Source organism: Modestobacter sp. L9-4 (genome assembly GCF_019112525.1).
Lineage (GTDB): Bacteria > Actinomycetota > Actinomycetes > Mycobacteriales > Geodermatophilaceae > Modestobacter.
In genome coordinates, this window is sequence record NZ_CP077800.1 from 2,217,484 (window position 1) to 2,241,380 (window position 23,897).

A 23,897-nucleotide genomic window follows, 5' to 3' on the forward strand; every position below is an offset into this window, starting at 1 on the left:
CGGACCCCGTCGCCCACCCGGCGACGGGGCCGCAGGGCATAGATCCACCCCGGTCCCTGTTCTACCGACCGACTCACCCGCGACCAGAGGGAGCACCACCATGGCAGGCAAGAACACCGTGACCGTGACCGACGCCAGCTTCGCCGCCGACGTCCTCGGCAGCGACAAGCCCGTGCTCGTCGACTTCTGGGCCGAGTGGTGCGGGCCGTGCAAGATGGTCGCCCCGGTGCTGGAGGAGATCGCGGCCGAGCACGCCGACAAGCTCACCATCGCCAAGCTGAACATCGACGAGAACCCGCAGATCGCCCGCGACTACCAGGTCATGTCGATCCCGACCATGACGGTCTTCCAGGGCGGCAAGCCGGTCAAGAGCATCATCGGCGCCAAGCCCAAGGGCGCCATCCTGTCGGACCTGTCCGACTACATCTGAGGAAGGACCCTCCTGCCCCCCACCGCTCGCACGCTCGCGGCGGGGCCCTGCAGGAGGGCCGACTGCAGGCCCGCCCGTCCTCTGGACGGGCGGGCCTCGTCCGTTCCGGAGGGCTCGACGGGGGGCTGATCCGACCCTGACGGGTCACCCGGTGAGCGCCTCCCGGTCACCACGGGCCACAATCGACGTCCGTACGACCGGCCGCCCGGCCGGCCCCCCACGCACAGAGGAGCGACGACCACCGCATGGACGCCCTGCGACCCGGCAGCACCGGCCCCGCCGTGGCCGAGGTGCAGGCGGTGCTCCGTTCCCTCGGACTCCTCGACGGCGACGCCGACCAGCCCGCCGGCCCCACGGCCGACTACGACGCGGGGACCGAGCTCGCGGTCCGCCACTTCCAGCAGGTCCGCGGTCTGTCCGTCGACGGCCGGGTCGGGGACGAGACCTACCGGGCACTGCACGAGGCCCGCTGGTCCCTCGGTGACCGCCTCCTCCGGTACGACCCCGAGCGCCCCGTGCGTGGCGACGACGTCCGCCGGCTGCAGGAGCTGCTGCTCGAGCTGGGCTACGACGCCGGCCGCGCCGACGGCATCCTGGGCGCCGAGACCGAGTCCGGGCTGCGCACCTTCCAGCGCGACTACGGGCTCACCTCCGACGGCACCTGCGGGCCGGCCACGCTGCGCGCCCTCAAGCAGCTGGGCCGGCGGGTCACCGGCGGCCGCCCGCAGCTGCTCCGGCAGAGCGCGTCCATGGTCGAGTCCGGTTCGCACCTCATCGGCCGGGTCATCGTCATCGACCCGGGCCACGGTGGCGTCGACACCGGCTACACCGCCGGGGAGACCACCGAGGCCGACCTGGTCTACGACCTGGCCTCCCGCATCGAGGGCCGGCTGGCCGCCGCCGGCGCGACGGTCTACCTGACCCGCGGCCGGGACGGCGACCCCGCCGCCGAGGACCGCACCGCGTTCGCCAACGAGACCCGCGCCGACCTGTTCCTCTCCCTGCACATGGAGGCGCACGGCTCGGCCCACGCCCGCGGGGTCGCCAGCTACTACTACGGCACCGGATCCGGGGCCAGCTCCACGGTCGGCGAGGAGTTCGCCAACCTGGTCCGCCGCGAGGTCATCGCCCGCACCGGGCTGCTCGACTGCGGCTCGCACCCCAAGACCTGGGACATCCTGCGGATGACCCGGATGCCCGCCGTCCGCGTCGACTGCGGGTACCTCTCGCACCCCGTCGACCGGCTGCTGCTCCTCGACGCCCGCGTCCGCAGCACCGTCGCCCAGGCCGTCGCCGCCGCGGTCCAGCGGCTATTCCTGCCCGCCGACGCCGACCCGCCCACCGGCACCTTCCTCCTCCCCGCCCGTAGCTGACAGGGGTCCGCCTCCCCCCTGGAGGAGGGTCGGGCGCCACGCCGGGGGGACGGACCGGTCCGCCTGCGGGGTGGGCCGCTTACACTGCGACAGGTGACCCCTCCTGTGCCCGACCCCACGGTCGGTCCCGGTCAGGCCGGGGCGCGCTCACAGGGTGCGCCCTCGCACGTCTCTCTGCGGCATCCGCGGCTGGACCCCCTGGCAGACCGGTACGCAGCACGCACCCACGGCATGAAGAGCTCGGAGATCCGGGCCCTGTTCTCGGTGGTGAGCCGCCCCGAGGTGGTCTCGCTGGCCGGTGGCATGCCCGCGGTCACCGCCCTGCCGCTGGACGTCGTCGGCTCCATGATCGGCGAGCTGGTGTCCGGCATGGGTGCGCAGACCCTGCAGTACGGCTCCGGTCAGGGCGACCCACGGCTGCGTGAGCGCATCTGCGACGTCATGGCGCTCGAGGGCATCCTGGACGCCTCACCCAGCGAGGTCGTCGTCACCGTCGGCTCGCAGCAGGGGCTGGACCTGGTGACCCGGGTCTTCGTCGACCCCGGCGACACCATCCTGGCCGAGGGTCCCTCCTACGTCGGCGCGCTCGGGGTCTTCCAGGCGGCGCAGGCGCAGGTCCGGCACGTGGCCATGGACGAGGACGGGCTGATCCCCGAGGCGCTGGAGCAGGCGCTGCTGGAGTGCCGGGCCCGGGGCGACCGCGTCAAGTTCCTCTACACGGTGCCCAACTACCACAACCCGGCCGGCGTCACGCTGTCCGAGCAGCGGCGTGAGGCGGTCATCGCGATCGCCGAGCAGTACGACCTGCTGATCATCGAGGACAACCCCTACGGCCTGCTGGGGTTCGAGCACGACCCCATGCGCGCGCTTCGGGCCCGCAACGACGAGCGGGTCATCTACCTCGGCTCGTTCTCCAAGACGTTCTCACCCGGTCTGCGGGTCGGCTGGGTGCTGGCGCCGTTGGCGGTGCGGGAGAAGCTGGTCCTGGCCACCGAGGCGCAGGTTCTCTGCCCGCCCTCGCTCACCCAGTACGCCGTCGCCCGGTACCTGGACACCCAGCCCTGGCAGCAGCAGATCAAGGTCTTCACCGAGCTCTACCGGGAGCGCCGCGACGCGACGCTGGAGTCCCTCGCCGCGCTCATGCCGCGGGGCACGACCTGGACCAAGCCCGACGGCGGCTTCTACGTCTGGGTGAAGCTGCCGCACGGGCTGGACGCCAAGCTCATGCAGCCGCGCGCGGTGGCCGCCCACGTCGCCTACGTGCCGGGCATCGGCTTCTACGCCGACGGCTCGGGCCGGGAGCACATGCGGCTGTCGTACTGCTACCCCGAGCCGGACCAGATCCGGGAGGGGGTGCGCCGGCTGGCCCGGGTCATCGAGGCCGAGCTGGACCTGCACTCGACCTTCGACTCGGTCGACACCGGCACGTTCCGCGCCGTGACCTCGACGCCGCGGCCGTCCTCGCCGCGCTCGTCGTCGGCGCGGGCCGCCTACCCGCCGCCGGTCATCGGACCGGCGAACGGCGCCGAGGGCGCAGAGCCCTCCGTCTGACCGTCCTCCCTGGTTCCGTCAGTGACGGAACCAGGGAGAGGGTCGGGATCAGTCCTGCTGGGCGCGCCCGGTGATGTCCGGGGCCATCATGCCGATGATCCGCTGCAGGTCGTCGACCGAACCGAACTCGACGACGATGCGGCCCTTGGCCCGGCCGATCTGGATCTTGACCTTGGTGTCGAACATGTCCGACAGCCGACCGGAGAGGTCCTCGACGCCGGGGGCGCTGATCTTGCGCTGCGACCGCCGGGCGGCGGTGGGGGAGTCGGCGACCGCCATGGCGACGGCCTCCTCGGTGGCGCGCACCGACATGCCCTCGGCGACGATCCGGGTGGCGAGCGCGTCCTGCGACTCGGCCTCGGGCAGACCCAGCAGCGCTCGCGCATGGCCGGCGGAGATGACCCCCGCGGCGACCCGGGTCTGCACCTTCACCGGCAGCTTCATCAGCCGGATCGTGTTGGTGACCTGCGACCGGCTGCGACCGATCTTGCTGGCCAGCTCCTCGTGGGTGGCGCCGAACTCCTCCAGCAGCTGCTGGTAGGCAGCCGCCTCCTCCAGCGGGTTCAGCTGCACCCGGTGGATGTTCTCCAGCAGGGCGTCCCGCAGCATGGCGTCGTCGGTGGTGTCCCGGACGATGGCCGGCACGGTCTCCAGCCCCGCCGCACGGGCCGCGCGCAGCCGGCGCTCGCCCATGATCAGCTCGTACTGCCCGTCAGCGCCCTCCCGGACGACGATCGGCTGCAGGAGACCGAACTCGCGCACCGAGTGCGTGAGCTCCTCCAGGGCCTCGTCGTCGAAGACCTGACGGGGCTGCTTGGGGTTGGGGACGACGTCCCCGACCGGGAGCTCGCGCAGCTGCGCCCCGGGGACGCCGGCGACCTCCTCGAGCACCCGGGCGGGCAGCTCGTGCACCGACGCGGCCCGACGCTCCGCCGGGCCGGTGACGGCAGCCTCCGCGGCCTCGGCGGCCCGCGCGGCGGGGGTGGCCGTCGGCGCCGGCGCGCTGGTGGGGATGAGGGCCGCCAGGCCCCGGCCGAGACCGCCGCGCTTCGTCACTGGTCCTCCTCGTTCGTGCCCGCAGGCCGCTGTCGCGGCGCGGGGGTGGTGCGCGGGCACGGGGGCCCGGTGGGCGCGGTCGGGCTCACGTCGCGTGCCGGCCGCGGGCTGCCGGCGCAGCCACGGGCTCGCCGAGCACCATGGCCGCCACCGAGGGCGGGCCGGCGACCGGCGGCGGGGGAGGAGGCGTCGTCGGCTGGGCCGTGGCGGCCGGGAGCAGCGCGCCGCGCTCGGCGAACTCGCGGGCCGCCTCGACGTAGCTGGTGGACCCGCGCGAGCCCGGGTCGTAGGTCAGCACCGACTGGCCGTAGCCCGGTGCCTCGCTGACCCGGACGTTGCGCGGGATCGCCGACTTGAGCACGAGGTCGCCGAAGTGGTTGCGCACCTCGTCGGCCACCTGGTCGGCCAGCTTCGTGCGCCCGTCGTACATGGTGAGCAGGATGGTGCTCACCGCGATCGTCGGGTTGAGGTGCTGGCGCACCAGCTCGATGTTGGAGAGCAGCTGCCCCAGCCCCTCCAGCGCGTAGTACTCGCACTGGATGGGGATGAGCACCTCGTCACCGGCCACCAGCGCGTTCAGCGTCAGCAGGCCGAGCGAGGGCGGGCAGTCGATGAGCACGTAGTGCGGCCGCTCGGTGGCGGGCAGCTCGTGCAGGTAGGTCTCGATGGAGCGGCGCAGCCGGTGCTCACGGGCGACGACGGACACCAGCTCGATCTCCGCGCCGGCCAGGTCGATCGTCGCCGGGACGCAGAAGAGGTTGGGGCTCGCCGTCGTCGGGTGGGTGACCTCGGCGAGGGTGTTGTCGCCCACGAGCGCGTCGTAGATCGAGGGCGTGCCCACGCTGTGCTCGACGCCGAGGGCGGTGCTGGTGTTGCCCTGCGGGTCCAGGTCGATGACCAGCGTGCGCAACCCGTAGAAGGCCAGCGCGACACCGAGGTTCACCGTGGACGTCGTCTTGCCGACGCCGCCCTTCTGGTTGGCGATCGTGACGACCCGGATGCGCCCCGGTGCGGGGAAGGGGTCCTGGTCGGCCGCGTGGAGGACCCGGGTCGCCCGCATCGCCTCCATGGCGATCGGGCTGTCGAAGTCCGGACCGACGGCCTGGTCGGCGGCGAGACTGGAGCGCAGCCGCTCACCGGGGTCAGTCATCGGTGCGTCCTCCTCACCACCGTGTTCCACGTGGAACGTCGATGTGTCACTGGTGCGTGTTCCACGTGGAACGCGCGGAGCAGACAGGTCGTCCGGCGAGACGCCGGGTCACCGTGCTCCGCGGGTCATGACCACCACGGTAGTGGCTGCAGCGCCCAGCCCTCCACCGACCGCGCGCGTGTGCACGTCCCGCATGCCGGCCGCCTCGAGCTCGGGCACGAGACCGGGCACCTCGGCCGCCGCCCGCTCGCCGACGAGGGCGATCAGCTGGGACCCGGGGGCCAGCAACCCACGGCACCAGCCGACCAGCCGGGGGAGCGGCGCGACCGCCCGCGCGGTGACCACGTCGACCGGACCCACGGCCCGGACGACGGAACGCTCCTCCGCGCGGCCGCGGACGATCCGCCACGGCGCACCCAGGGCGGTGACGACGTCGGTGAGGAACTCGACCCGCCGGGCCATCGGCTCCACCAGGGTGAGCGTCAGGTCGGGGCGCGCCAGCCCCAGCGGGATGCCGGGCAGCCCGGCACCACTGCCGACGTCGACGACCCGGGCACCGTGCGGCACCGCCTCGGCCAGCGCGGCGCTGTTGAGCAGGTGCCGGTCCCACAGCCGCGGGACCTCCCGCGGGCCGATCAGGCCCCGGGTGACGCCGTCACCGGCGAGCATGGCCACGTACCGGGCGGCTGCCGGGGCCGCCGCACCGAAGACGGCCGCCGCGACCTCGGGCATCTCCGGGACGGCCGTGTCCGCGTCCTCCCGGGGCTCCGCCGGATCGACCGGGCTGCTCACCGCTCGGGCAGGACCACGACGCGACGGTTGGGCTCCTCGCCCTCCGACTCGCTGTGCACCCCGGCGGCGCCGGCGATGACGTCATGGACGACCTTGCGCTCGAACGGGTTCATCGGCGCCAGCCGCTCGGGCTGGCGGCTCTGCCCGACCCGCTCGGCCGCGGCCGAGGCGAGGGCGGTCAGGTCGGCACGCCGCTTGGCCCGGAAGCCGCCGATGTCGAGCATCAGCCGGCTGCGCACCCCGGTGGCCTGGGCCACGGCGAGGCGGGTCAGCTCCTGCAGGGCCTCCAGCGTCGCGCCGTCCGGCCCGATCAGCGTCTTCAGCTCACCGCCCACCACGGCGACGGAGGCGCGGTCGCCCTCGACGTCCAGGTCGATGTCGCCGTCGACGTCCAGGATGTCCAGCAGCCGCTCGAGGTAGTCGCCGGCCACGTCGCCCTCGCGGACGAGCAGGCCCTCGCCGCCCTCCTCGTCCTCGTCGACCACGTCGAGGTCGACGGGCTCGATGACCGCGTCGGCCGACGCCGCGTCGGCGTCGGGGAGGGCCGGGTCACCGGTCCCGCCGACCGGGGTCAGCACCGCGCCCGAGGTCGCCTCGGCGGTCGTGGCGGTGTCGCTGTCGGGTGCACTCATGTCAGGTCCTCCGTGTGGTGCAGGCGGCCGGGCGAACCCGGTGGTCGAGGGGCCGGGCACGCTGCGGGACGGCGCCCCGGGTGCCCCGGCCGGTCAGCGGCGCTTGCCGCGCTTGCCGCGGTTGGCCGGGCCGGCCGCGGAGCGGCTGCCCGAGGCCCCGGACCGCGGCCGGTTGGCGCTGCCCGACGGGCGGCCGGGGGCCGAGCCGGCGGCGGTCGCACCGGTGGCGGACGGCCCACTGGTGGCGCCGTCCTGGACCGGGGTGACCCGGTCGTCGTCGACCGGTGAGGAGTCGGTGACCGAGCCGTCGAGGACGGAGGCGTCGACGACCGAGCCGTCGGCGTCCACGGTCGAGGCCGGGGCCACGGTCGCCGGCCGGCCGGCCTTGGGCCGCACCGGCTTGGCGCCCGGCTTCGGGGCCAGCGCCTTCACGTCGACGACGGGCTTGTCGGCGGCGGCCTTGGCGAGCGCACCGGGCGACCCGGGCGGCGGGAGCGCCTTGAGGATGTAGAACTGCTGGCCCAGGGTCCACAGGTTGTTGGTGAACCAGTAGATGAGCACACCGATGGGGAAGAAGAAGCCGGAGACGAAGAGGCTGATCGGCATGCCGTAGAGCAGCAGCTTCTGCACCATCGCGGCCTGGCCCTCGACCGGGCCGGAGCGCTTCTGGATCTGCTTCTGGGTGAAGAAGGTGGTGAAGCACATGATCACGATGAGGACCATCGCGACGATGCGGATGTTGGAGTAGCTGCCGTCGGTCAGCGGCAGGATCAGCCGCTCCTTGTCCGGCTGCATGTTGAACGACGAGGAGATCGGCGCACCGAGCAGCTTGGCACTGGCCGCCTGGTCGGTGAGCTCGGTGCTCCAGCTGTAGAGCCCCTGCTTGCCCGGGGCGAGGCGGCGCAGGACGTGGAACAGCGAGATGAAGACCGGGATCTGCGGGAGCAGCGGCAGACAGCCGGCCAGCGGGTTGACCCCGCGCTCCTTCTGCAGCGCCATCATCGCCTGGCTCAGGCCCTGCCGGTCACTGCCGTACTGCTTGCGCAGCTTGGCCATCTCCGGCTGGATCTCCTGCATCGCGCGCTGCGACTTGACCTGCTTGACGAACAGGCGGAACAGCAGCACGCGGATGGTGACGACCAGGAAGACGATCGACAGCGCCCAGGTCCACCCGCTCGCCGGGTCCAGGAAGGTGGAGAACGCGGAGTGCCACGTCTTCATCACCCAGGCGATCGCGGTGTACATCCAGTCAAGCAACGCCAGCCTCCTGCTGCGCGGACCGGCGGGGAGCCGGCGGGGTGGCACGACCGGGGCGGCGTGCGCCCCGAGCCGGTGGAGCAGGTGCCGCGGCAGGAGCCGACGACTGCGCCGAGGTGGACGACGTACGGCCGCCCCCGTCGGTTCCGGGGGCCGAGCGCGGCGGGGGCACCAGGTCCAGACCGCCCGGGTGCCACGGGGCGCACTTGGCCAGCCGGACCAGGGCCAGCCAGCTGCCCCGCACCGCGCCGTGCACCTCGAGGGCCTCGGCGGCGTAGGCGCTGCAGCTGGGCTCGAAGCGGCAGCGCGGCGGGAACGCCGGGCTGATCGCCCGCTGGTAGAAGCGCACCGCCGCCAGCAGGCCGCGGGCCGGGGCCCCGGTCACGGCTGTGCGGTCCGGGGCCGGCTGCCCAGCAACCGGTCCAGGCCGGCGTCCAGGTCGCGGGCGAGCACGGCCGAGCCGGCGTCGGCGGCCTCGGGACGGGCCCGGACGACGAGGTCGGCGGTCGCCGGGAGCCGGTCCAGCTGGGCGCCCACGAGGTGCCGCAGCTGCCGGGTCACCCGGTGCCGGCAGACCGAGTTGCCCACGGTCTTGCCGACGACGAAACCGGCCCGCGGCCCGGCAGGGACGTCCACTGGACGCCCGGCCGGGACGACGGGCCGTTCGGAGAGGTAGTGCAGCACCAGGGTCGGGCGCCCGGCACGACGGCCGGACCGCACGACCACGGTGAAGTCCGGCCGCCGGCGCAGGCGTGCCTGCGCGGGCAGCACCTCAGGCGGAGAGCTTGTCGCGACCCTTGCCACGGCGGGCGGCGAGGATGGCGCGGCCGGCCCGGGTGCGCATGCGCAGCCGGAAGCCGTGGGTCTTCGCCCGGCGACGGGTGTTCGGCTGGAAGGTGCGCTTGCTCACGAGGGACTCCTACTGCTGACGACGTCGGTGCGGCGCGGACCCGGTCGGGCAGCGCACGCGCGGGGGACGGGCAGGTCACCGGCCCGGACGGGCCCGCGACCGGCACCCGGCTCCCCGGGGCTGGTCTGCTGCGCGCGGGCCCCGGGCCGCACCCCGGGAGTGCGGGTGCGACGGGTCCAGTGCACAGACTCGGGCAAGCATAGCCGAGACCGGGCCCGTCCCGGTCGGTCGGCCCGGTGCGCAGGGGGACGTGCCGCCGTCCCGGCGGGGTGCCGACCTGGGGACAGCCGCGCGTCCGGCCGGGTGCGGTGGTCCACGCCACGTCGTTGCCGGGCTGTGGATGAGGCTGTTAGCGTCGCCGTCGCTCCGTGTTGGACGAATGGTCGTCGGCCCGTATGCCCACTCCGTCGTCCGACCGGTCCCCAGATCGCTCCCCGACCACCCATGCACTGCGCTGACCAGCGACGACGCGGCACCCGGACGTCGGCCCCGCCGACACCGGCACCGGTGTCGCCGGGCGTGCACAGACTGTGGACACTCATGTGGACGACGCCCGCACGGGCGTCCACACCTGGGGAGTGGTCGGGGGACCCGGCAGTCGCCCCGGACCTCCCCGGTCCCTGTGGACGGACGGGTCCGACGGGACCGGAGCGCAGCACCCGGAGCACGAGGAGGGACACAGTCGATGGCCGACCCCACGGTCGATCTGGTGACGGTCTGGGACCAGATCCGCGAGCGCCTGGCCACCAGCCTGTCCCCGCAGCAGAACGCACTGCTCAGCCTGACCCGGCCGCTCGGCCTGGTCGAGGACACCGCCGTGCTCGCCGCCCCCAACGAGTTCACCCAGACCGTGCTGGAGTCCCGCATGCGGATCCAGCTGGCCGAGGCGCTCTCGGCGGAGTTCGGCCGCGCCATCCGGGTCGCGGTGCAGCTGGAGGACGTGCCGGCCGCCCAGGCCGGTGACGCCGGCGCACCAGCCCGTGGCACGGAGGACCGCCGCTGGGCCCCGGCCGAGCGCGAGCGCGTGGCCCCCCTCGGCCAGTCCCCGGACTGGTCGGCCGACGAGCGGCTGGCCCAGGACCAGCTCGCCCAGGACCGCATCGCCCACGACCGTGCCTCGGCCGAGCTCGCCGCCCGCGAGCGGGCCGCCTCCGACCGGGCCGCGGAGGACCGTGCCGACCGTGACCGGGTCGACGACGGTCGCAGCGCCTTCGGGGTGCGCACCGACGCCGTCCGGGCCGAGGCCTGGCTGCCGGAGTCCGGGGACGGCCGCGACTGGTCCCGGGGCTCGGTGGCCGAGGAGACCCCCCGTGAGGCCTCGGGTGAGGACAGCGGCGCCGGCGTGGGCGTCCAGGCCCGGCTCGCCCCCTGGGACCGGGAGTCCGACGACCGCGGTGACCGCCAGGCGGGCACCGACGACCGCCGCCCCGCGGACCGCTCCGCCCGTGGTGGCGGCGCCGTCCCGTTGTTCGCCGACCGCCGGCCGGGCGGGCTGGACCCGGGCCTGAACGCCAAGTACGTCTTCGACAGCTTCGTCATCGGCAACAGCAACCGCTTCGCCCACGCCGCGGCGGTCGCCGTGGCCGAGGCGCCGGCCCGGGCATACAACCCGCTGTTCATCTACGGCGACTCCGGGCTGGGCAAGACCCACCTGCTGCACGCCATCGGGCACTACGCGGCGCGGATGTTCCCCAACGTGCGGGTGCGCTACGTGAGCACCGAGGAGTTCACCAACGAGTTCATCAACCTGGTGCACTCCGGGCGGGCCGAGGACTTCCGCCGCCGCTACCGGGACATCGACTTCCTGCTGATCGACGACATCCAGTTCCTGGAGCGCGCCGAGCGGACGCAGGAGGAGTTCTTCCACACCTTCAACACCCTCCACAACGCCAGCAAGCAGATCGTGATCACCTCCGACCGCGCGCCGAAGAAGCTGACGACGCTGGAGGACCGGCTCCGCACCCGCTTCGAGTGGGGCCTGATCACCGACGTCCAGGCACCGGACCTGGAGACCCGCATCGCGATCCTGCGCAAGAAGGCGTGGGGGGAGCGGCTGCAGGCGCCCGACGCGGTGCTCGAGTTCATCGCCAGCAAGGTGCAGACCAACATCCGCGAGCTCGAGGGCGCGCTGATCCGGGTCACCGCCTTCGCCAGCCTGAACAAGCAGCCCGTCGACCTGGCGCTGGCCGAGCTGGTGCTCAAGGACCTCATCAGCGACGAGCAGGGCCCGCAGATCACCGCGGCGATCATCATGGCCGCCACCGCCGAGTACTTCTCGGTGACCATGGAGGAGCTGCAGGGCGCCAACCGCAGCCGCACCCTGGTCAACGCCCGGCAGATCGCCATGTACCTGTGCCGTGAGCTCACCGAGCTGTCGCTGCCCCGCATCGGGGCCTCCTTCGGCGGCAAGGACCACACCACGGTCATGCACGCGGTCAAGAAGATCACCGGGCTGATGAGCGAGCGCCGGGCGACCTACACGCAGGTCACCGAGCTCACCGCCCGCATCAAGAGCCGCGCCCGCCAGTAGCGGTGGGACCCCGGTGCCGTCGGTGCACCGGGGTCGCACCGGCGGCCCCACACGACGCCGAGCACGCTCACCTGCTCCTCCACCGTCGTGCACAGGACGCCGACCGGTCCGGTCGCCCACAGGTGCACGAGCGGGGGACACAGCCGTGCACCGGCGGTCCCGGGCGACGGACGACCGCGCCCAGGAGTCGACACGGGACCCCACCGGACCGGCCCCCGGGGACGCCGACGGGGCCCGCAGGGGGTCGTCCACTGCATCACGCAGCCGTCGTCGACGAGCCCCATCACGCGCTCCACCTGCACGTTCACCCGTCTGGACCCACGGTGGACGGGTCCTGGGCGCCCCGGAGGGGTCCTCGACCGTCGTCCCGTGTCGCCTTGTCCCCAGATCTGTACACAGGTTGGGGAGAGCGGTCACCGCCGGGGAGGGCTCGCATCCCCACCCTGTAGATGCAGGTCAGGCCGTCACCTGCCGTCCCCGTGATGTCCCCCGGGAGTCCACATGTCGACACCTGGCGTGTGTGGACGAACCCGTGCTTCCCCTGGGGATGGGGACGAACCTGCGGGTGACCGGGGGAGACGGGGTGGAGAGCGGCCGGTGACCGTGCACAACGGTCGAGTTGTCCACGTGTCGACACAGGGAACGGGTCGTGAGCCCACAGTGGGCCAACAGGGCAAAACCGCGGTCGACCTGCGGAAAGGGGTCCGATCCCCAGGTTCCACAAGCGTGATGACGAGGATGAGCTATATCTGCCGAGGAGTTCTCGAACCACATTCAGGCTGGGGAGGGCCGGACCGGACGCTGCGCTCCCCGGTCGGCCCACAGGGAAAGCACGCAGCAACAGGGACGGAGCAGGGCCCGGGAGGACGCCGTCACCGGGGGACTGGTCAAGCAGGGGGGCGTTCGGGGGAGGATGACGCCGCACACCGCGCCGCACGAGCCAGCGCAGACGAGCACGGCACATCAGCAAGGGGTGGATCACGAGATGAAGTTCCGGGTGGCACGCGAGGTGCTCGCCGAGGCCGTGGCATGGACGGCGCGCAGCCTGCCGCCCCGGCCGTCGGTGCCGGTGCTGGCCGGGATCATGCTGGAGGTCGAGGGCAGCCAGCTGTCGGTGTCCGGCTTCGACTACGAGGTCTCCGCCCGCTCCGAGATCGACGTCCAGTCCACCGAGGCCGGCCGCACCCTGGTCCCCGGCCGGCTGTTGGCCGAGATCACCCGGGCCCTGCCGCCGCACCCGGTCGACGTCGTCGCCGAGGGTGCCCGGCTGTCGATCACCTGTGGCAACGCCCGGTTCAGCCTGCCGACGCTGCCGGTGGAGGACTACCCGTCACTGCCGTCGATGCCCTCGGCCGCCGGCGTGGTCGACAGCGACGCCTTCGCCGAGGCCGTCAGCCAGGTCGCGGTGGCCGCCGGGCGCGACGACACCCTGCCGATGCTCACCGGCGTCCGGCTGGAGATCGAGGGCGACATGGTGACCCTGGCCGCCACCGACCGGTACCGCCTCGCCGTCCGCGAGTTCGCCTGGCGCCCGGAGACCCCGGGGCTGTCGGCGGCCGTGCTGGTGCCGGCGCGCACGCTCGCCGACGCCGCCAAGACCCTCACCAGCGGGCCGGAGGTCACGCTCTCGCTGTCCTCCGGCGGCTCCGGTGAGGGGATCCTGGGCATGACGGGCAAGGACCGGCAGACCACGACGCGGCTGCTGGACGCCGAGTTCGTCAAGTACCGGGCGATCATGCCCAGCGAGTCCTCCTCGTTCGCCGAGCTGCCGGTCGGGCTGTTCACCGACGCCGCCAAGCGCGTCGCCCTGGTCGCCGAGCGGGGGACCCCGCTGCGCTGCGAGTTCACCCCCGGCCAGGTCACGCTGAAGGCCGGCGGCACCGACGACGAGGGCCAGGCGGAGGAGCGCTGCGACGTCGTCTTCGACGGCGACCCGCTGACCATCGGCTTCAACCCGACGTTCCTGCTCGACGGGCTGGCCGCGGTGCACACCCCGCGCGCCCGGATGGACTTCACCACCGCGCTCAAGCCGGCGGTGCTGTCCGGTGTCGACGAGCCGACCGGCGACGACGGCGAGGGCCGCCCGGCGGAGCGCCCCGGCAGCTACCGCTACCTGATCATGCCGGTGCGCCTGCCGGGCTGACCGAGGTCGGAGGACCCCGTCCTCCCCACCCCTCGAGAGCTCGGGGCGAGCCTCGGGACGGGGCCGGGGGCCGCGCCTCCCGGACTGCGGGTGGACCGGCAGCGGGGCCGGCGTGCGGCGCGTCCGGGGACCCCGGCGCGCGTGCGGGGGACCGGGCGAGCACGATGGGCGCCGACGAGCCCCGGCCCCGTGGTCGGCGGCTCAGGACCCTGCAGCGTCGCGGGGGCTCCTGGACACGCAGGACAGCGAGCGAGAGACCGACCGCGGCATCCCGCGGGCCGACGAGGACATCGAGTACGAGGAGGACCGGCGTGCAGCTGGGCATGATCGGGCTGGGCAAGATGGGCGGCAACATGGCCGAGCGCGTGCGTCGCGCCGGCCACGAGGTCGTCGGGTACGACCGGGCACCGGGCACGCGCGACGTCGACAGCCTGCAGGGGCTCGTCGAGGCGCTGCAGGCACCGCGCGTGGTCTGGGTGATGGTCCCCGCCGGTGACCCGACCCGGGCGACCGTCCGTGAGCTGGGCGAGCTGCTGTCCCCTGGCGACGTGGTCGTCGACGGTGGCAACTCGAAGTACACCGACGACAAGATCCACGCCGACGAGCTGGCGGAGAAGGGCATCGGCTACGTCGACGCCGGCGTCTCCGGCGGTGTCTGGGGCCTGCAGAACGGCTACGCGCTGATGGTCGGCGGCACGGCCGAGGACGTCGCGAAGGTCCAGCCCATCTTCGACGCGCTGAAGCCGCCGGCCGAGGCCGCCGAGGGTGCCCCGGTCAACCCGGGCGCGGGCTTCGTGCACGCCGGCCCCGTGGGCGCCGGGCACTTCGCCAAGATGGTCCACAACGGCATCGAGTACGCGATGATGCAGGCCTACGGCGAGGGCTACGAGCTGCTGGAGAAGGTCGACCTGATCCAGGACGTTCCCGGCGTCGTCGCCTCCTGGACCCAGGGCACCGTCATCCGCTCCTGGCTGCTGGACCTGCTGGTCCGCGCGCTCCAGGAGGACCCCGAGCTCGAGCGGATCACCGGCTACGCCGAGGACTCCGGCGAGGGCCGCTGGACCGTCGAGGCCGCGATCGACAACGCCGTCCCGATGCCGGCGATCTCCGCCTCGCTGTTCGCCCGCTTCTCCTCGCGTCAGGACGACTCCCCGACGATGAAGGCCGTCGCCGCGCTGCGCAACCAGTTCGGTGGCCACGCGGTGCGCTCCATCGACACCGGGGTGGCCGAGAAGCCCGCCTGATGGAGGACCCCCTTGCCCCCCGCCACGAGCGAGCTCGTGGCGGGACCCTGCGAGGGGACCTCACCCGTGCTCCGCACGGAACCCGTTCCAGCACGTCGTCGGAGGTCTGAACCGTGTACCTCCGGCACCTCCAGGTCGGCCAGTTCCGCAGCTGGGAGCTGGCCGACCTGGCGCTCACCCCCGGACCGACGGTGCTCGTCGGCCGCAACGGCCAGGGCAAGACGAACCTGGTCGAGGCGGTCGGCTACCTGGCCACGCTGGGCAGCCACCGGGTCTCCGCCGACGCCCCCCTCGTGCGGCACGGCGCCACCCAGGCCGTCGTCCGGGCGGCGCTGCGCAAGGACGACCGCGAGCTGCTCGTCGAGGTGGAGATCAACCCGGGCCGGGCCAACCGGGTGCGGGTCAACCGCGCCCCGCTGCCCCGCCCGCGCGAGCTGCTCGGGCTGGTCAAGACCGTGCTGTTCGCCCCCGAGGACCTGGCCCTGGTGCGCGGCGACCCGGCCGAGCGTCGCCGGTTCCTCGACGACCTGCTGGTCAGCCGCACGCCTCGGCTGGCCGGGGTGCGCAGCGACTACGACCGGGTGCTCAAGCAGCGCAACGCCCTGCTGAAGACGGCGAAGCTGGCCCGCGGCAACGCGCTGGCCACCCTCGAGGTCTGGGACGGTCACCTCACGCAGCTGGGTGGCCAGCTGCTCGAGGCCCGGCTGCAGCTGGTCGCCGACCTGGCCCCCTACGTCACCGACGCCTACGCCGGGGTCGCCGGACCGGGAGCCGACCGGGCCGCGCTGGGCTACACCAGCAGCGTGCCGCTGGCCGGCGACGGCACCCCGGCCGACCCCGACCGTGCACTGCCCCGTGCCGAGGAGCTCGCCGCGGCGCTGGCCGACCGGATCGCCGAGCGCCGCAAGGAGGAGGTCGACCGCGGGATCACCCTGGTCGGCCCGCACCGCGACGACCTGGTGCTGCACCTGGGCCCGGCCCCGGCCAAGGGCTACGCCAGCCACGGGGAGTCCTGGTCCTTCGCCCTCGCCGTGAAGCTGGCCTGCTTCGCCCTGCTGCGCGCCGAGGGCGACGACCCGATCCTCATCCTGGACGACGTCTTCGCCGAGCTGGACGCCGGCCGCCGCTCGGCGCTGGCCGAGGTCGCCGGCAGCGCCGAGCAGACGCTGATCACCGCCGCCGTCGCCGAGGACGTGCCCCCGGCGCTGCGCGGCACCCGGGTGCAGGTCGCCGACGGCCGGGCGACGGTGCTGGCTGCCGAGAACGAGGACGTCGACGAGGACGAGGACGTGGAGGTGCACGGTGGCTGAGGAACGACCCGCACGCCCCTCCGACATCGCCCGGGCAGCGCTCGAGGCGGCCCGGGCGGCATCGGCGTCCCGGCCGCAGCCCACTCGCCGCCGCATCGCCGGCCCGCGCCGCCGGTGGACCGGTCCCGGGCCCGGCGCCGACGACCCCCAGACTCTGGGCTCGCTGGTCGACTCCCTGATCAGCCAGCAGGACTGGACCGCCCGCACCAAGGTCGGCAGCGTCTTCGGCCGCTGGGACGCCCTGGTCGGCGCGGACATCGCCGCCCACTGCCGGCCGGAGTCGCTCAACGAGGGCGAGCTGCTGGTCGTCGCCGAGTCGACGGCCTGGGCCACGCAGCTGCGGTTGCTGGCCCCGAGCATCCTGGGCCGGCTGCGCGCCGGGGTGGGCGGGGACGTCGTGACCAGGCTGCGCGTTGTCGGTCCGACGGCCCCGAGCTGGAAGAAGGGCCCGCGCACCGTGCGCGGGCGGGGGCCGCGCGACACGTACGGCTGAGGTGCCCCGTGGTGGGCACCCGGTGAGCAGACACGGCGAGACGAGGAGCACCCGGCGATGAGCAGCCCGCGCGACCGCGACGGCGACGGCTTCGAGGACGGCCGCCCGGCCGGCTGGCAGGAGCCGGCCCACCTGGGCGGCGACCCCGCGCCCGGCAGCGACCCCGCGCCCGGCGGCGGTCCCGCGGCCGGCAGCGACCCCGCGGCCGGCGGCGGCCCTGCAGCCGGCGGCGCGACACCTCGCGACCCGGCCCGACCGGACACGCCCGCCGCCGGGTCCACCGGCAGCACGGCTGCCGACGGCGCGGGCTGGCAGCCCGCCGGCTGGGACCTGCCGGCGGTCGAGCCCGACCGCCCCGGCCTCCCTGCCGCGGCCCCGGCCCCGGCACCCACCCCCTGGCCCGCCGACGAGCCCGTCACCAAGGACGACCCGGGCACCGGCCGCCCGCGGCGCGGCCTCGGCGGCCTGTTCGGTGGTCGCGCCCGGCCCGAGGAGCAGCCGCAGGGGCCCGACGACCGGTCCGAGGAGCCCCGGCCCGCACCCGACCCGGCCGACCCCTTCGGCACGCTGGCGTGGGCCCGGCAGTGGGGATGGGTCCCCTCCGACGGCACCAGCCCCCAGGACGCCGAGCTGGTCCCGCTCCTGCAGAGCGCACCGGTGCGCCCGGGCCGCGACGACCGCCCCAGCCGTGTGCTGCGCGGCCGCGGCGACGGCCTGGACCTGGTCGCCTTCGACATCGCCTCCCCGGTCGGCCGCGACTGGGTCAGCACCCACGCGGTGACCGCCGCCCCGGTGCTCGGCGCGGTGCCCGGCTTCCGGTTGTCCCCGGCCCGGCTGTGGCGGCACGGCACCGGCGGGCTGCTGCAGATCCCCAGCCCCGACCCCGAGTTCGACCGTCGCTGGGTGCTCATGGCCGCCGAGGACGGACCCCAGGTGCGCCGGCTGGTCGCCGACCCGCTGGTCCGCCAGTCGCTGCTGGGCACCGACGACGGCGACGAGATCTGGACGGCCGCGGGCTTCCTGGCCGCCGTCCGCCCTGATCCCAACCGCCCCCAGCTGATCGAGCACCACGCCCGGCTCCTGGCCGCCGTCGCCGGCGCCCTGGCCGCCGCCGGGTGACCACCGGGGACACCGCACGCGCGGCCGGACCGGCCGGGAAGCCGCCCTCGGCCGGGTTGCGGGAACTGCTGCCGCTGCTGCGCCCGCACCGCCGGGCGCTGGCCGCCGCCGCGGTGCTCTCGCTGGTCTCGGCCGCGGCGTCCCTGGCCCAGCCCGCGCTCGTGGGCCGGGTGATCAGCGCGGTCGGCTCCGGTGGTGCGGTGCTGCCCGGCGTCCTGGCCCTGGTCGTCGTCCTGGTGCTGGCCTCCGTGCTCGGCGCGGGGCAGCAGTTCCTGCTGCAGCGCACCGCCGAGGGCGTCGTGCTGTCCACCCGCCGGCTGCTGGCCGACCGGCTGCTGCGGCTCCCGGTCGCCGAGTACGACCGCCGCCGCACCGGTGACCTGATGTCGCGGGTCGGTTCGGACACCACCCTGCTGCGGGCCACGGTCACCAGCGGCGTGGTCGAGCTGGCCGGGTCGGTGGTCGTCGGCGTCGGTGCCCTGATCGCCATGGCGGTGGTCGACGTCTGGCTGCTGCTGGTCACGGTGCTGGCGGTGAGCGTCGGGGTGACGGTGGCCGTGCTCGCCTCCCGGCGGGTGCGCGAGCTCTCCCGGCAGGCGCAGGAGCAGGTCGGGGAGATGAGCTCCGCCGTCGAGCGCGCGCTGTCGGCGGTGCGCACCATCCGGGCCAGCGGGGCGACCGAGCGGGAGGTGGCCACGGTCGGCGTCAGCGCGGAGCGGGCGTTCGGGGCCGGGGTGCAGGTCGCCCGGCTGCAGGCGCTGGTCTCCCCGGCGGCGGGCATCGCGGTGCAGGGCGCGTTCCTCGCCGTCCTGGGCCTGGGCGGGTACCGGGTGGCCACCGGCTCGATCGCCGTGGCCGACCTGGTCGCCTTCATCCTGTACCTGTTCCTGCTGATCAGGCCGCTGGGCGAGGTGATCAGCAGCTACACCCAGCTGCAGACCGGGCTCGGTGCCCTCGCCCGGGTGCAGGAGGTGCTCTCCCTCGACCCCGAGCACGACGACGTGCCCGAGCGCCCCGGCCGCTCGCCGGTGGTGCTGCGCATGCCCACCGCCGGTGACCCGGTGCCGCTGCTCGAGCTGGACGGCGTCGGCTTCGGCTACCCGGACGGCACCCCGGTGCTCAGCGACGTCTCCTTCGCCGTCCCCGCGGGGAGCCGGGTGGCCCTGGTCGGGCCGTCGGGTGCGGGCAAGTCGACCGTGCTGGCGCTGGTCGAGGGCTTCTACCCGCTCTCGGCCGGCGCGGTCCGGTGGGCCGGCACCGACACCCGTGAGCTGCCGCGGGCCGCGTTGCGTGCCCGGATGGGCTACGTCGAGCAGGAGGCGCCGGTGCTCGCCGGCACCGTGCGGCAGAACCTCCAGCTGGCCACCCCGGACGCCACCGACGAGCAGCTCTGGTCCGCGCTGGCCGACGTCGGGCTCACCGGCGTCGTCGAGCGCTCACCGCTCGGGCTCGACGTGCCGGTCGGGGACGACGGCGTGCTGCTCTCCGGCGGGGAGCGCCAGCGGCTGGCCATCGCCCGGTCGCTGCTGTCCCGCCCGGCGCTGCTGCTGCTCGACGAGCCCACCGCCAGCCTCGACGCCCGCAACGAGGGCCTGCTGCGCGACACCCTGGCCGCCGCGTCCGCCGACCGGGCGCTGCTGGTGGTCGCCCACCGGCTGTCGACCGTGCTCGACAGCGACCGGATCGTCGTCCTGGACGCCGGCCGGGTCGTCGCCGCCGGGACGCACGACGAGCTGGTCGACACCAGCCCGCTCTACCGCGAGCTCGCCACCGCCCAGCTGCTGGTCTAGCCGCCCCGGGCAGGGCCGGTCACCGGTGCGGCCGTTCCACGTGGAACACCGCGCCGGTGGGGGTCGACAGGTGACCCGGCGCACAGGAGCATCCCTGCCACCACACAGGGAGGCACCGACATGGCGCTGGACACCGAGGACCGGTCCGCGAACGGCCAGCCGAGCCTGAAGCGGGTGATGGGCCCGGGGCTGCTGCTGCTGTTCATCGTCGGCGACATCCTGGGCACCGGCATCTACGCCCTCACCGGGCAGGTGGCCGCCCAGGTGGGCGGGGTGGTGTGGCTGCCGTTCCTGGTCGCCTTCCTCGTCGCGCTGGTCACCGCGTTCAGCTACCTGGAGCTGGTCACCAAGTACCCGCAGGCCGCCGGCGCAGCGCTGTACACGCACAAGGCGTTCGGCATCCACTTCGTCACGTTCCTGGTCGCCTTCGCGGTGATGAGCTCGGGCATCACCTCGGCCTCGACCGCGGCCCGCGCGTTCAGCGCCAACGCCGCCGAGGTGTTCGGGCTCGGCTTCGACGAGGGCATCGGCATCACCCTCATCGGGCTGGGCTTCATGAGCCTGGTCGCGCTGGTCAACCACCGCGGGGTCGGGGAGAGCGTCAAGGCCAACGTGGTGCTCACCTGCGTCGAGCTCACCGGGCTGCTGATCGTCATCGGGGTCGGCGTCTGGGCGATCGGCGGCGGGGAGGGCGACTTCGGCCGGGTCACCGAGGTCGACACCGGCGACCGCTCGCTCATCGGCGGCGTCATCGCCGCGACCGGCCTGGCCTTCTTCGCCATGGTCGGCTTCGAGGACTCGGTGAACATGGCCGAGGAGTGCAAGGAGCCGCGGCGGATCTTCCCCAAGGTGCTGCTGCTCGGCCTGGTGGCCACCGGCGTCATCTACGTGCTCGTGTCGATCTCGGCGATCGCGCTGGTGCCGGCCGACAGGCTCAGCGAGGGCGACACCCCGCTGCTGCAGGTCGTGCAGGCCGGTGCCCCCGGCTTCCCGATCGGCGTCTTCGGGGTCATCACCATGTTCGCCGTCGCCAACTCGGCGCTCATCAACATGCTGATGGCCAGCCGGCTGGTCTACGGCATGAGCAACCAGGGCGTCCTGCCCCCGCAGCTGGGCCGGGTGCACCGCACCCGCCGCACGCCCACGACGGCGATCCTGTTCACCACCGCGCTGGCCTTCGGGCTGATCACCTTCGTCGGCGCCGTCCCGGCCCTGGGCGGGACGACGGCGCTGCTGCTGCTGCTCGTCTTCACCGTGGTCAACGTCGCCGTGCTCGTGCTCCGCCGCGACCACGTGGACGCCGACCACTTCCGCACGCCCACCGTGCTGCCCGTGGTCGGGGCGCTGGCCTGCGCCTTCCTGGCCACCCCCTGGGCCGGCCGGCCCGGTGAGCAGTACCGCATCGCCGGCGTGCTGCTCGTCGTCGGCGTCCTGCTGTGGGGCGTGACGGTGCTGGTCAACCGGCGCACCGGGCAGCCGGCGGCCCGGCTGGACCCCACCCAGCTCACCGGCGAGGGCCCGGTCAACTGAGGGAGGACCTCCTCGCCCCCCACCACTCGCCCCGCTCGCGGCGGGACCCTGCGAGGGGGCCGCACGACACCAGGGGCCCCGCTCCCGGTGGGACCTGCACGGGGCCGCGACGCCCCGGCCTCCGCTGGTGGGAGGCCCGGCCAAGGGGGCTGCGCCGCACGGGGGGTGCGGCTCACCGCGGGCCTGTGAGGTGGCTGAGGTCGCCGTGTCGACAGCCGGGTCCCAAGCGCCGCAGGACGGCGTGTCCCGGCGGGGGGCAAGACGGGTGGTGGTCGCCGATCCGGCAGGGGCTCTCACGGGACGTCAGGGCGTGGACAGCGCCTCCTGGCCCGCCGCACCCGGTACGCTGGAGGGGACACACCGCCAGCAGCCCTCTCAGAGCCGCCCTGCGCCGGTCGACGCCTGCGTCGACGTGGTCGCCCCCGGCTGAGCGGCTGCGCAAGAGAAGGGCCCCACGTGGTCGCAGCGCCCCAGAACGAGACCGCCTACTCCGGCAGCTCCATCACCGTGCTGGAAGGGCTGGAGGCGGTCCGCAAGCGCCCCGGCATGTACATCGGCTCCACCGGCGAGCGCGGCCTGCACCACATGGTGTGGGAGGTCGTGGACAACGCCGTCGACGAGCACCTCGCCGGCTGGTGCGACACCGTCCGCGTGACCCTGCTGGCCGACGGCGGCGTCCGGGTCGAGGACAACGGCCGTGGCATCCCGGTCGACATGCACCCGGTCGAGAAGCGCCCCACCGTCGAGGTCGTGCTGACGATCCTGCACGCCGGCGGCAAGTTCGACGGCAAGAGCTACGGCGTCTCCGGTGGCCTGCACGGCGTCGGCGTCACCGTGGTCAACGCGCTGTCCACCGAGCTCGACGTGACCATCTGGACCAAGGGGTCCGAGTGGCACCAGCACTACGACCTGGCCAAGCCGGGCACGCTCACCGAGGTCGGGCCGACCGACAAGCGCGGCACGGCGATCACCTTCTGGGCCGACGGGTCGATCTTCGAGACCACCCACTTCTCCTACGACACGATCGCCCGCCGCCTGCAGGAGATGGCCTTCCTCAACAAGGGCCTGAAGATCGTCCTGCGCGACGAGCGCCCCGGGCAGGGCAAGGCCGAGACCGGCATCGGCGAGGAGTCGCTGGTCGAGCACGCCGCCCCGGCCGAGGCCGTCGAGGAGGCCTTCGAGCCCACCGAGGTCACCTGGCAGTACGACCAGGGCTTGGTCGACTACGTCGCCTACCTGAACCGCCGCAAGTCCCCGATCCACAAGTCGGTCATCGGCTTCTCCGCCGACGGCGTCGGCAAGAACGACACCGCGATGTCGGTCGAGGTCGCGATGCAGTGGTCGGACGCCTACTCCGAGTCGGTGCACACCTTCGCCAACATCATCAACACCCACGAGGGCGGCACGCACGAGGAGGGCTTCCGGGCGGCCCTCACCTCGATCGTCAACCGGTACGCCAAGGACAAGGGCATCCTCAAGGCCAAGGACGACGCCCTGACCGGCGACGACATCCGTGAGGGCCTGGCCTGCATCGTCTCGGTGAAGCTGGGCGACCCGCAGTTCGAGGGCCAGACGAAGACCAAGCTCGGCAACACCGAGGTCAAGGGCTTCGTGCAGAAGGTCTGCAACGACCAGATCGGCCACTGGTTCGAGTCGAACCCGGCCGAGGCGAAGTTCATCATCACCAAGGCCGCCTCCGCCGCCCGCGCCCGCCGCGCGGCGCAGGACGCCCGCAAGCTGGCCCGCAAGAGCCTGCTGAGCGTCAGCGGCCTGCCGGGCAAGCTCTCGGACTGCCGGTCCACCGACCCGCGCAACTCCGAGGTCTACATCGTCGAGGGCGACTCGGCCGGTGGTTCGGCCAAGTCCGGCCGCGACTCGATGTACCAGGCGATCCTGCCCATCCGCGGCAAGATCATCAACGTCGAGAAGGCGCGCATCGACCGGGTCCTCAAGAACACCGAGGTCCAGTCGATGATCACCGCGTTCGGCACCGGCATCCACGACGAGTTCGACCTGACCAAGCTCCGCTATCACAAGATCATCCTGATGGCGGACGCCGACGTCGACGGTCAGCACATCACCACGCTGCTGCTCACGCTGCTGTTCCGCTTCATGCGCCCGCTGGTCGAGGCCGGCCACGTCTACCTGGCCGCGCCGCCGCTGTACAAGATCAAGTGGGGCGGCAAGGTCGGCCTGGAGTACGCCTACTCCGACCGCGAGCGCGACGCGCTGCTCAAGGCCGGCGCCGAGGCGGGTCGCAAGATCCCCAAGGACGACGGCATCCAGCGGTTCAAGGGCCTGGGCGAGATGGACGCCAAGGAGCTGTGGGAGACCACCATGGACCCCGACACCCGGATCCTGCGCCAGGTCACCCTGGACGACGCCGCCGCTGCCGACGAGATCTTCAGCGTCCTCATGGGCGAGGACGTCGAGGCCCGCCGCAGCTTCATCACCCGCAACGCCAAGGACGTCCGCTTCCTGGACGTCTGACGAAGGGCCCCCTCGCCTCCCGGGTCACGCTCCGCGCGACCCGGGGCCCTGCGTGGGGGCCGAAGGCGTCCATCTGGGCGCTGTATGACCAGACGGG

20 protein-coding genes are annotated in these 23,897 nt (G+C 73.7%); 12 read left to right on the plus strand and 8 right to left on the minus strand.

Annotation, left to right across the window (positions count from 1 at the left end):
* The first annotated feature begins 100 nt into the window (after positions 1-100).
* The 3 genes from trxA (at position 101) to KUM42_RS10455 (ending at position 3,354) form a co-directional block, all read left to right on the plus strand.
* Positions 101-430, plus strand: a complete 330-nt coding sequence (trxA, locus tag KUM42_RS10445; RefSeq protein ID WP_237492025.1) for a thioredoxin — start codon at positions 101-103, stop codon at positions 428-430.
* 245 nt (positions 431-675) lie between these two features.
* A complete protein-coding gene (locus KUM42_RS10450; RefSeq protein WP_237492027.1) occupies positions 676-1,803 on the plus strand; it encodes an N-acetylmuramoyl-L-alanine amidase in 1,128 nt (375 codons plus the stop codon).
* Positions 1,804-2,034: 231 nt separating this feature from the next.
* Entirely contained in the window at positions 2,035-3,354 is a 1,320-nt protein-coding gene (locus KUM42_RS10455; RefSeq protein ID WP_237492029.1) for a PLP-dependent aminotransferase family protein, read from the plus strand.
* A gap of 48 nt (positions 3,355-3,402) precedes the next feature.
* Here the strand turns inward: KUM42_RS10455 and KUM42_RS10460 are convergent, their stop codons facing one another.
* The 8 genes from KUM42_RS10460 to rpmH all read right to left on the minus strand — a co-directional run bounded on the left by KUM42_RS10460 (position 3,403) and on the right by rpmH (position 9,151).
* Positions 3,403-4,410 (minus strand): ParB/RepB/Spo0J family partition protein, encoded by a 1,008-nt coding sequence (locus tag KUM42_RS10460; RefSeq protein ID WP_237492031.1) that lies wholly within the window; start codon positions 4,408-4,410, stop codon positions 3,403-3,405.
* A gap of 85 nt (positions 4,411-4,495) precedes the next feature.
* The gene (locus KUM42_RS10465) at positions 4,496-5,560 is read right to left on the minus strand and encodes a ParA family protein (protein ID WP_237492033.1); all 1,065 of its coding nucleotides are present in this window, start codon (positions 5,558-5,560) and stop codon (positions 4,496-4,498) included.
* A gap of 108 nt (positions 5,561-5,668) precedes the next feature.
* A complete protein-coding gene (gene rsmG, locus KUM42_RS10470; RefSeq protein WP_237492035.1) occupies positions 5,669-6,352 on the minus strand; it encodes a 16S rRNA (guanine(527)-N(7))-methyltransferase RsmG in 684 nt (227 codons plus the stop codon).
* Positions 6,349-6,984, minus strand: coding sequence for a protein jag (locus KUM42_RS10475; RefSeq protein ID WP_237492036.1), 636 nt, complete (start codon positions 6,982-6,984; stop codon positions 6,349-6,351). The genes rsmG and KUM42_RS10475 overlap by 4 nt, the downstream gene beginning before the upstream one ends.
* Before the next feature lie 93 nt (positions 6,985-7,077).
* The gene (gene yidC / locus KUM42_RS10480; protein WP_237492039.1) at positions 7,078-8,241 is read right to left on the minus strand and encodes a membrane protein insertase YidC; all 1,164 of its coding nucleotides are present in this window, start codon (positions 8,239-8,241) and stop codon (positions 7,078-7,080) included.
* Entirely contained in the window at positions 8,234-8,626 is a 393-nt protein-coding gene (yidD, locus tag KUM42_RS10485; protein WP_237492041.1) for a membrane protein insertion efficiency factor YidD, read from the minus strand. Before yidD ends, yidC begins: the two co-directional genes overlap by 8 nt.
* Positions 8,623-9,012 (minus strand): ribonuclease P protein component, encoded by a 390-nt coding sequence (gene rnpA, locus KUM42_RS10490; protein WP_237492043.1) that lies wholly within the window; start codon positions 9,010-9,012, stop codon positions 8,623-8,625. Before rnpA ends, yidD begins: the two co-directional genes overlap by 4 nt.
* Position 9,013: 1 nt before the next feature.
* Positions 9,014-9,151 (minus strand): 50S ribosomal protein L34, encoded by a 138-nt coding sequence (rpmH, locus tag KUM42_RS10495; RefSeq protein ID WP_163610199.1) that lies wholly within the window; start codon positions 9,149-9,151, stop codon positions 9,014-9,016.
* A gap of 685 nt (positions 9,152-9,836) precedes the next feature.
* Here rpmH and dnaA point away from each other — a divergent pair.
* The 9 genes from dnaA (at position 9,837) to gyrB (ending at position 23,800) form a co-directional block, all read left to right on the plus strand.
* Positions 9,837-11,681, plus strand: a complete 1,845-nt coding sequence (gene dnaA, locus KUM42_RS10500) for a chromosomal replication initiator protein DnaA (RefSeq protein WP_237492045.1) — start codon at positions 9,837-9,839, stop codon at positions 11,679-11,681.
* Between the two features lie 985 nt (positions 11,682-12,666).
* Positions 12,667-13,824, plus strand: a complete 1,158-nt coding sequence (gene dnaN, locus KUM42_RS10505) for a DNA polymerase III subunit beta (RefSeq protein ID WP_237492047.1) — start codon at positions 12,667-12,669, stop codon at positions 13,822-13,824.
* Between the two features lie 164 nt (positions 13,825-13,988).
* The gene (gnd, locus tag KUM42_RS10510) at positions 13,989-15,068 is read left to right on the plus strand and encodes a phosphogluconate dehydrogenase (NAD(+)-dependent, decarboxylating) (protein ID WP_255557490.1); all 1,080 of its coding nucleotides are present in this window, start codon (positions 13,989-13,991) and stop codon (positions 15,066-15,068) included.
* A 113-nt stretch (positions 15,069-15,181) separates the two neighbouring features.
* On the plus strand, positions 15,182-16,378 hold the full coding sequence (recF, locus tag KUM42_RS10515) for a DNA replication/repair protein RecF (RefSeq protein ID WP_237492051.1): 1,197 nt from the start codon (positions 15,182-15,184) through the stop codon (positions 16,376-16,378).
* Complete coding sequence (locus KUM42_RS10520) at positions 16,371-16,871, plus strand: DUF721 domain-containing protein (RefSeq protein ID WP_237492053.1); 501 nt, start codon at positions 16,371-16,373, stop codon at positions 16,869-16,871. Before recF ends, KUM42_RS10520 begins: the two co-directional genes overlap by 8 nt.
* 57 nt (positions 16,872-16,928) lie before the next feature.
* A complete protein-coding gene (locus tag KUM42_RS10525) occupies positions 16,929-17,990 on the plus strand; it encodes a hypothetical protein (RefSeq protein WP_237492054.1) in 1,062 nt (353 codons plus the stop codon).
* Positions 17,987-19,780 carry an ABC transporter ATP-binding protein gene (locus tag KUM42_RS10530; protein ID WP_237492055.1) on the plus strand — a complete coding sequence of 598 codons (1,794 nt, stop codon included), beginning with the start codon at positions 17,987-17,989 and terminating at the stop codon, positions 19,778-19,780. The genes KUM42_RS10525 and KUM42_RS10530 overlap by 4 nt, the downstream gene beginning before the upstream one ends.
* A 120-nt stretch (positions 19,781-19,900) precedes the next feature.
* Complete coding sequence (locus KUM42_RS10535) at positions 19,901-21,310, plus strand: APC family permease (RefSeq protein WP_237492056.1); 1,410 nt, start codon at positions 19,901-19,903, stop codon at positions 21,308-21,310.
* Positions 21,311-21,766: 456 nt separating this feature from the next.
* A complete protein-coding gene (gyrB, locus tag KUM42_RS10540; protein WP_237492057.1) occupies positions 21,767-23,800 on the plus strand; it encodes a DNA topoisomerase (ATP-hydrolyzing) subunit B in 2,034 nt (677 codons plus the stop codon).
* The last annotated feature ends 97 nt before the right edge of the window (positions 23,801-23,897 follow it).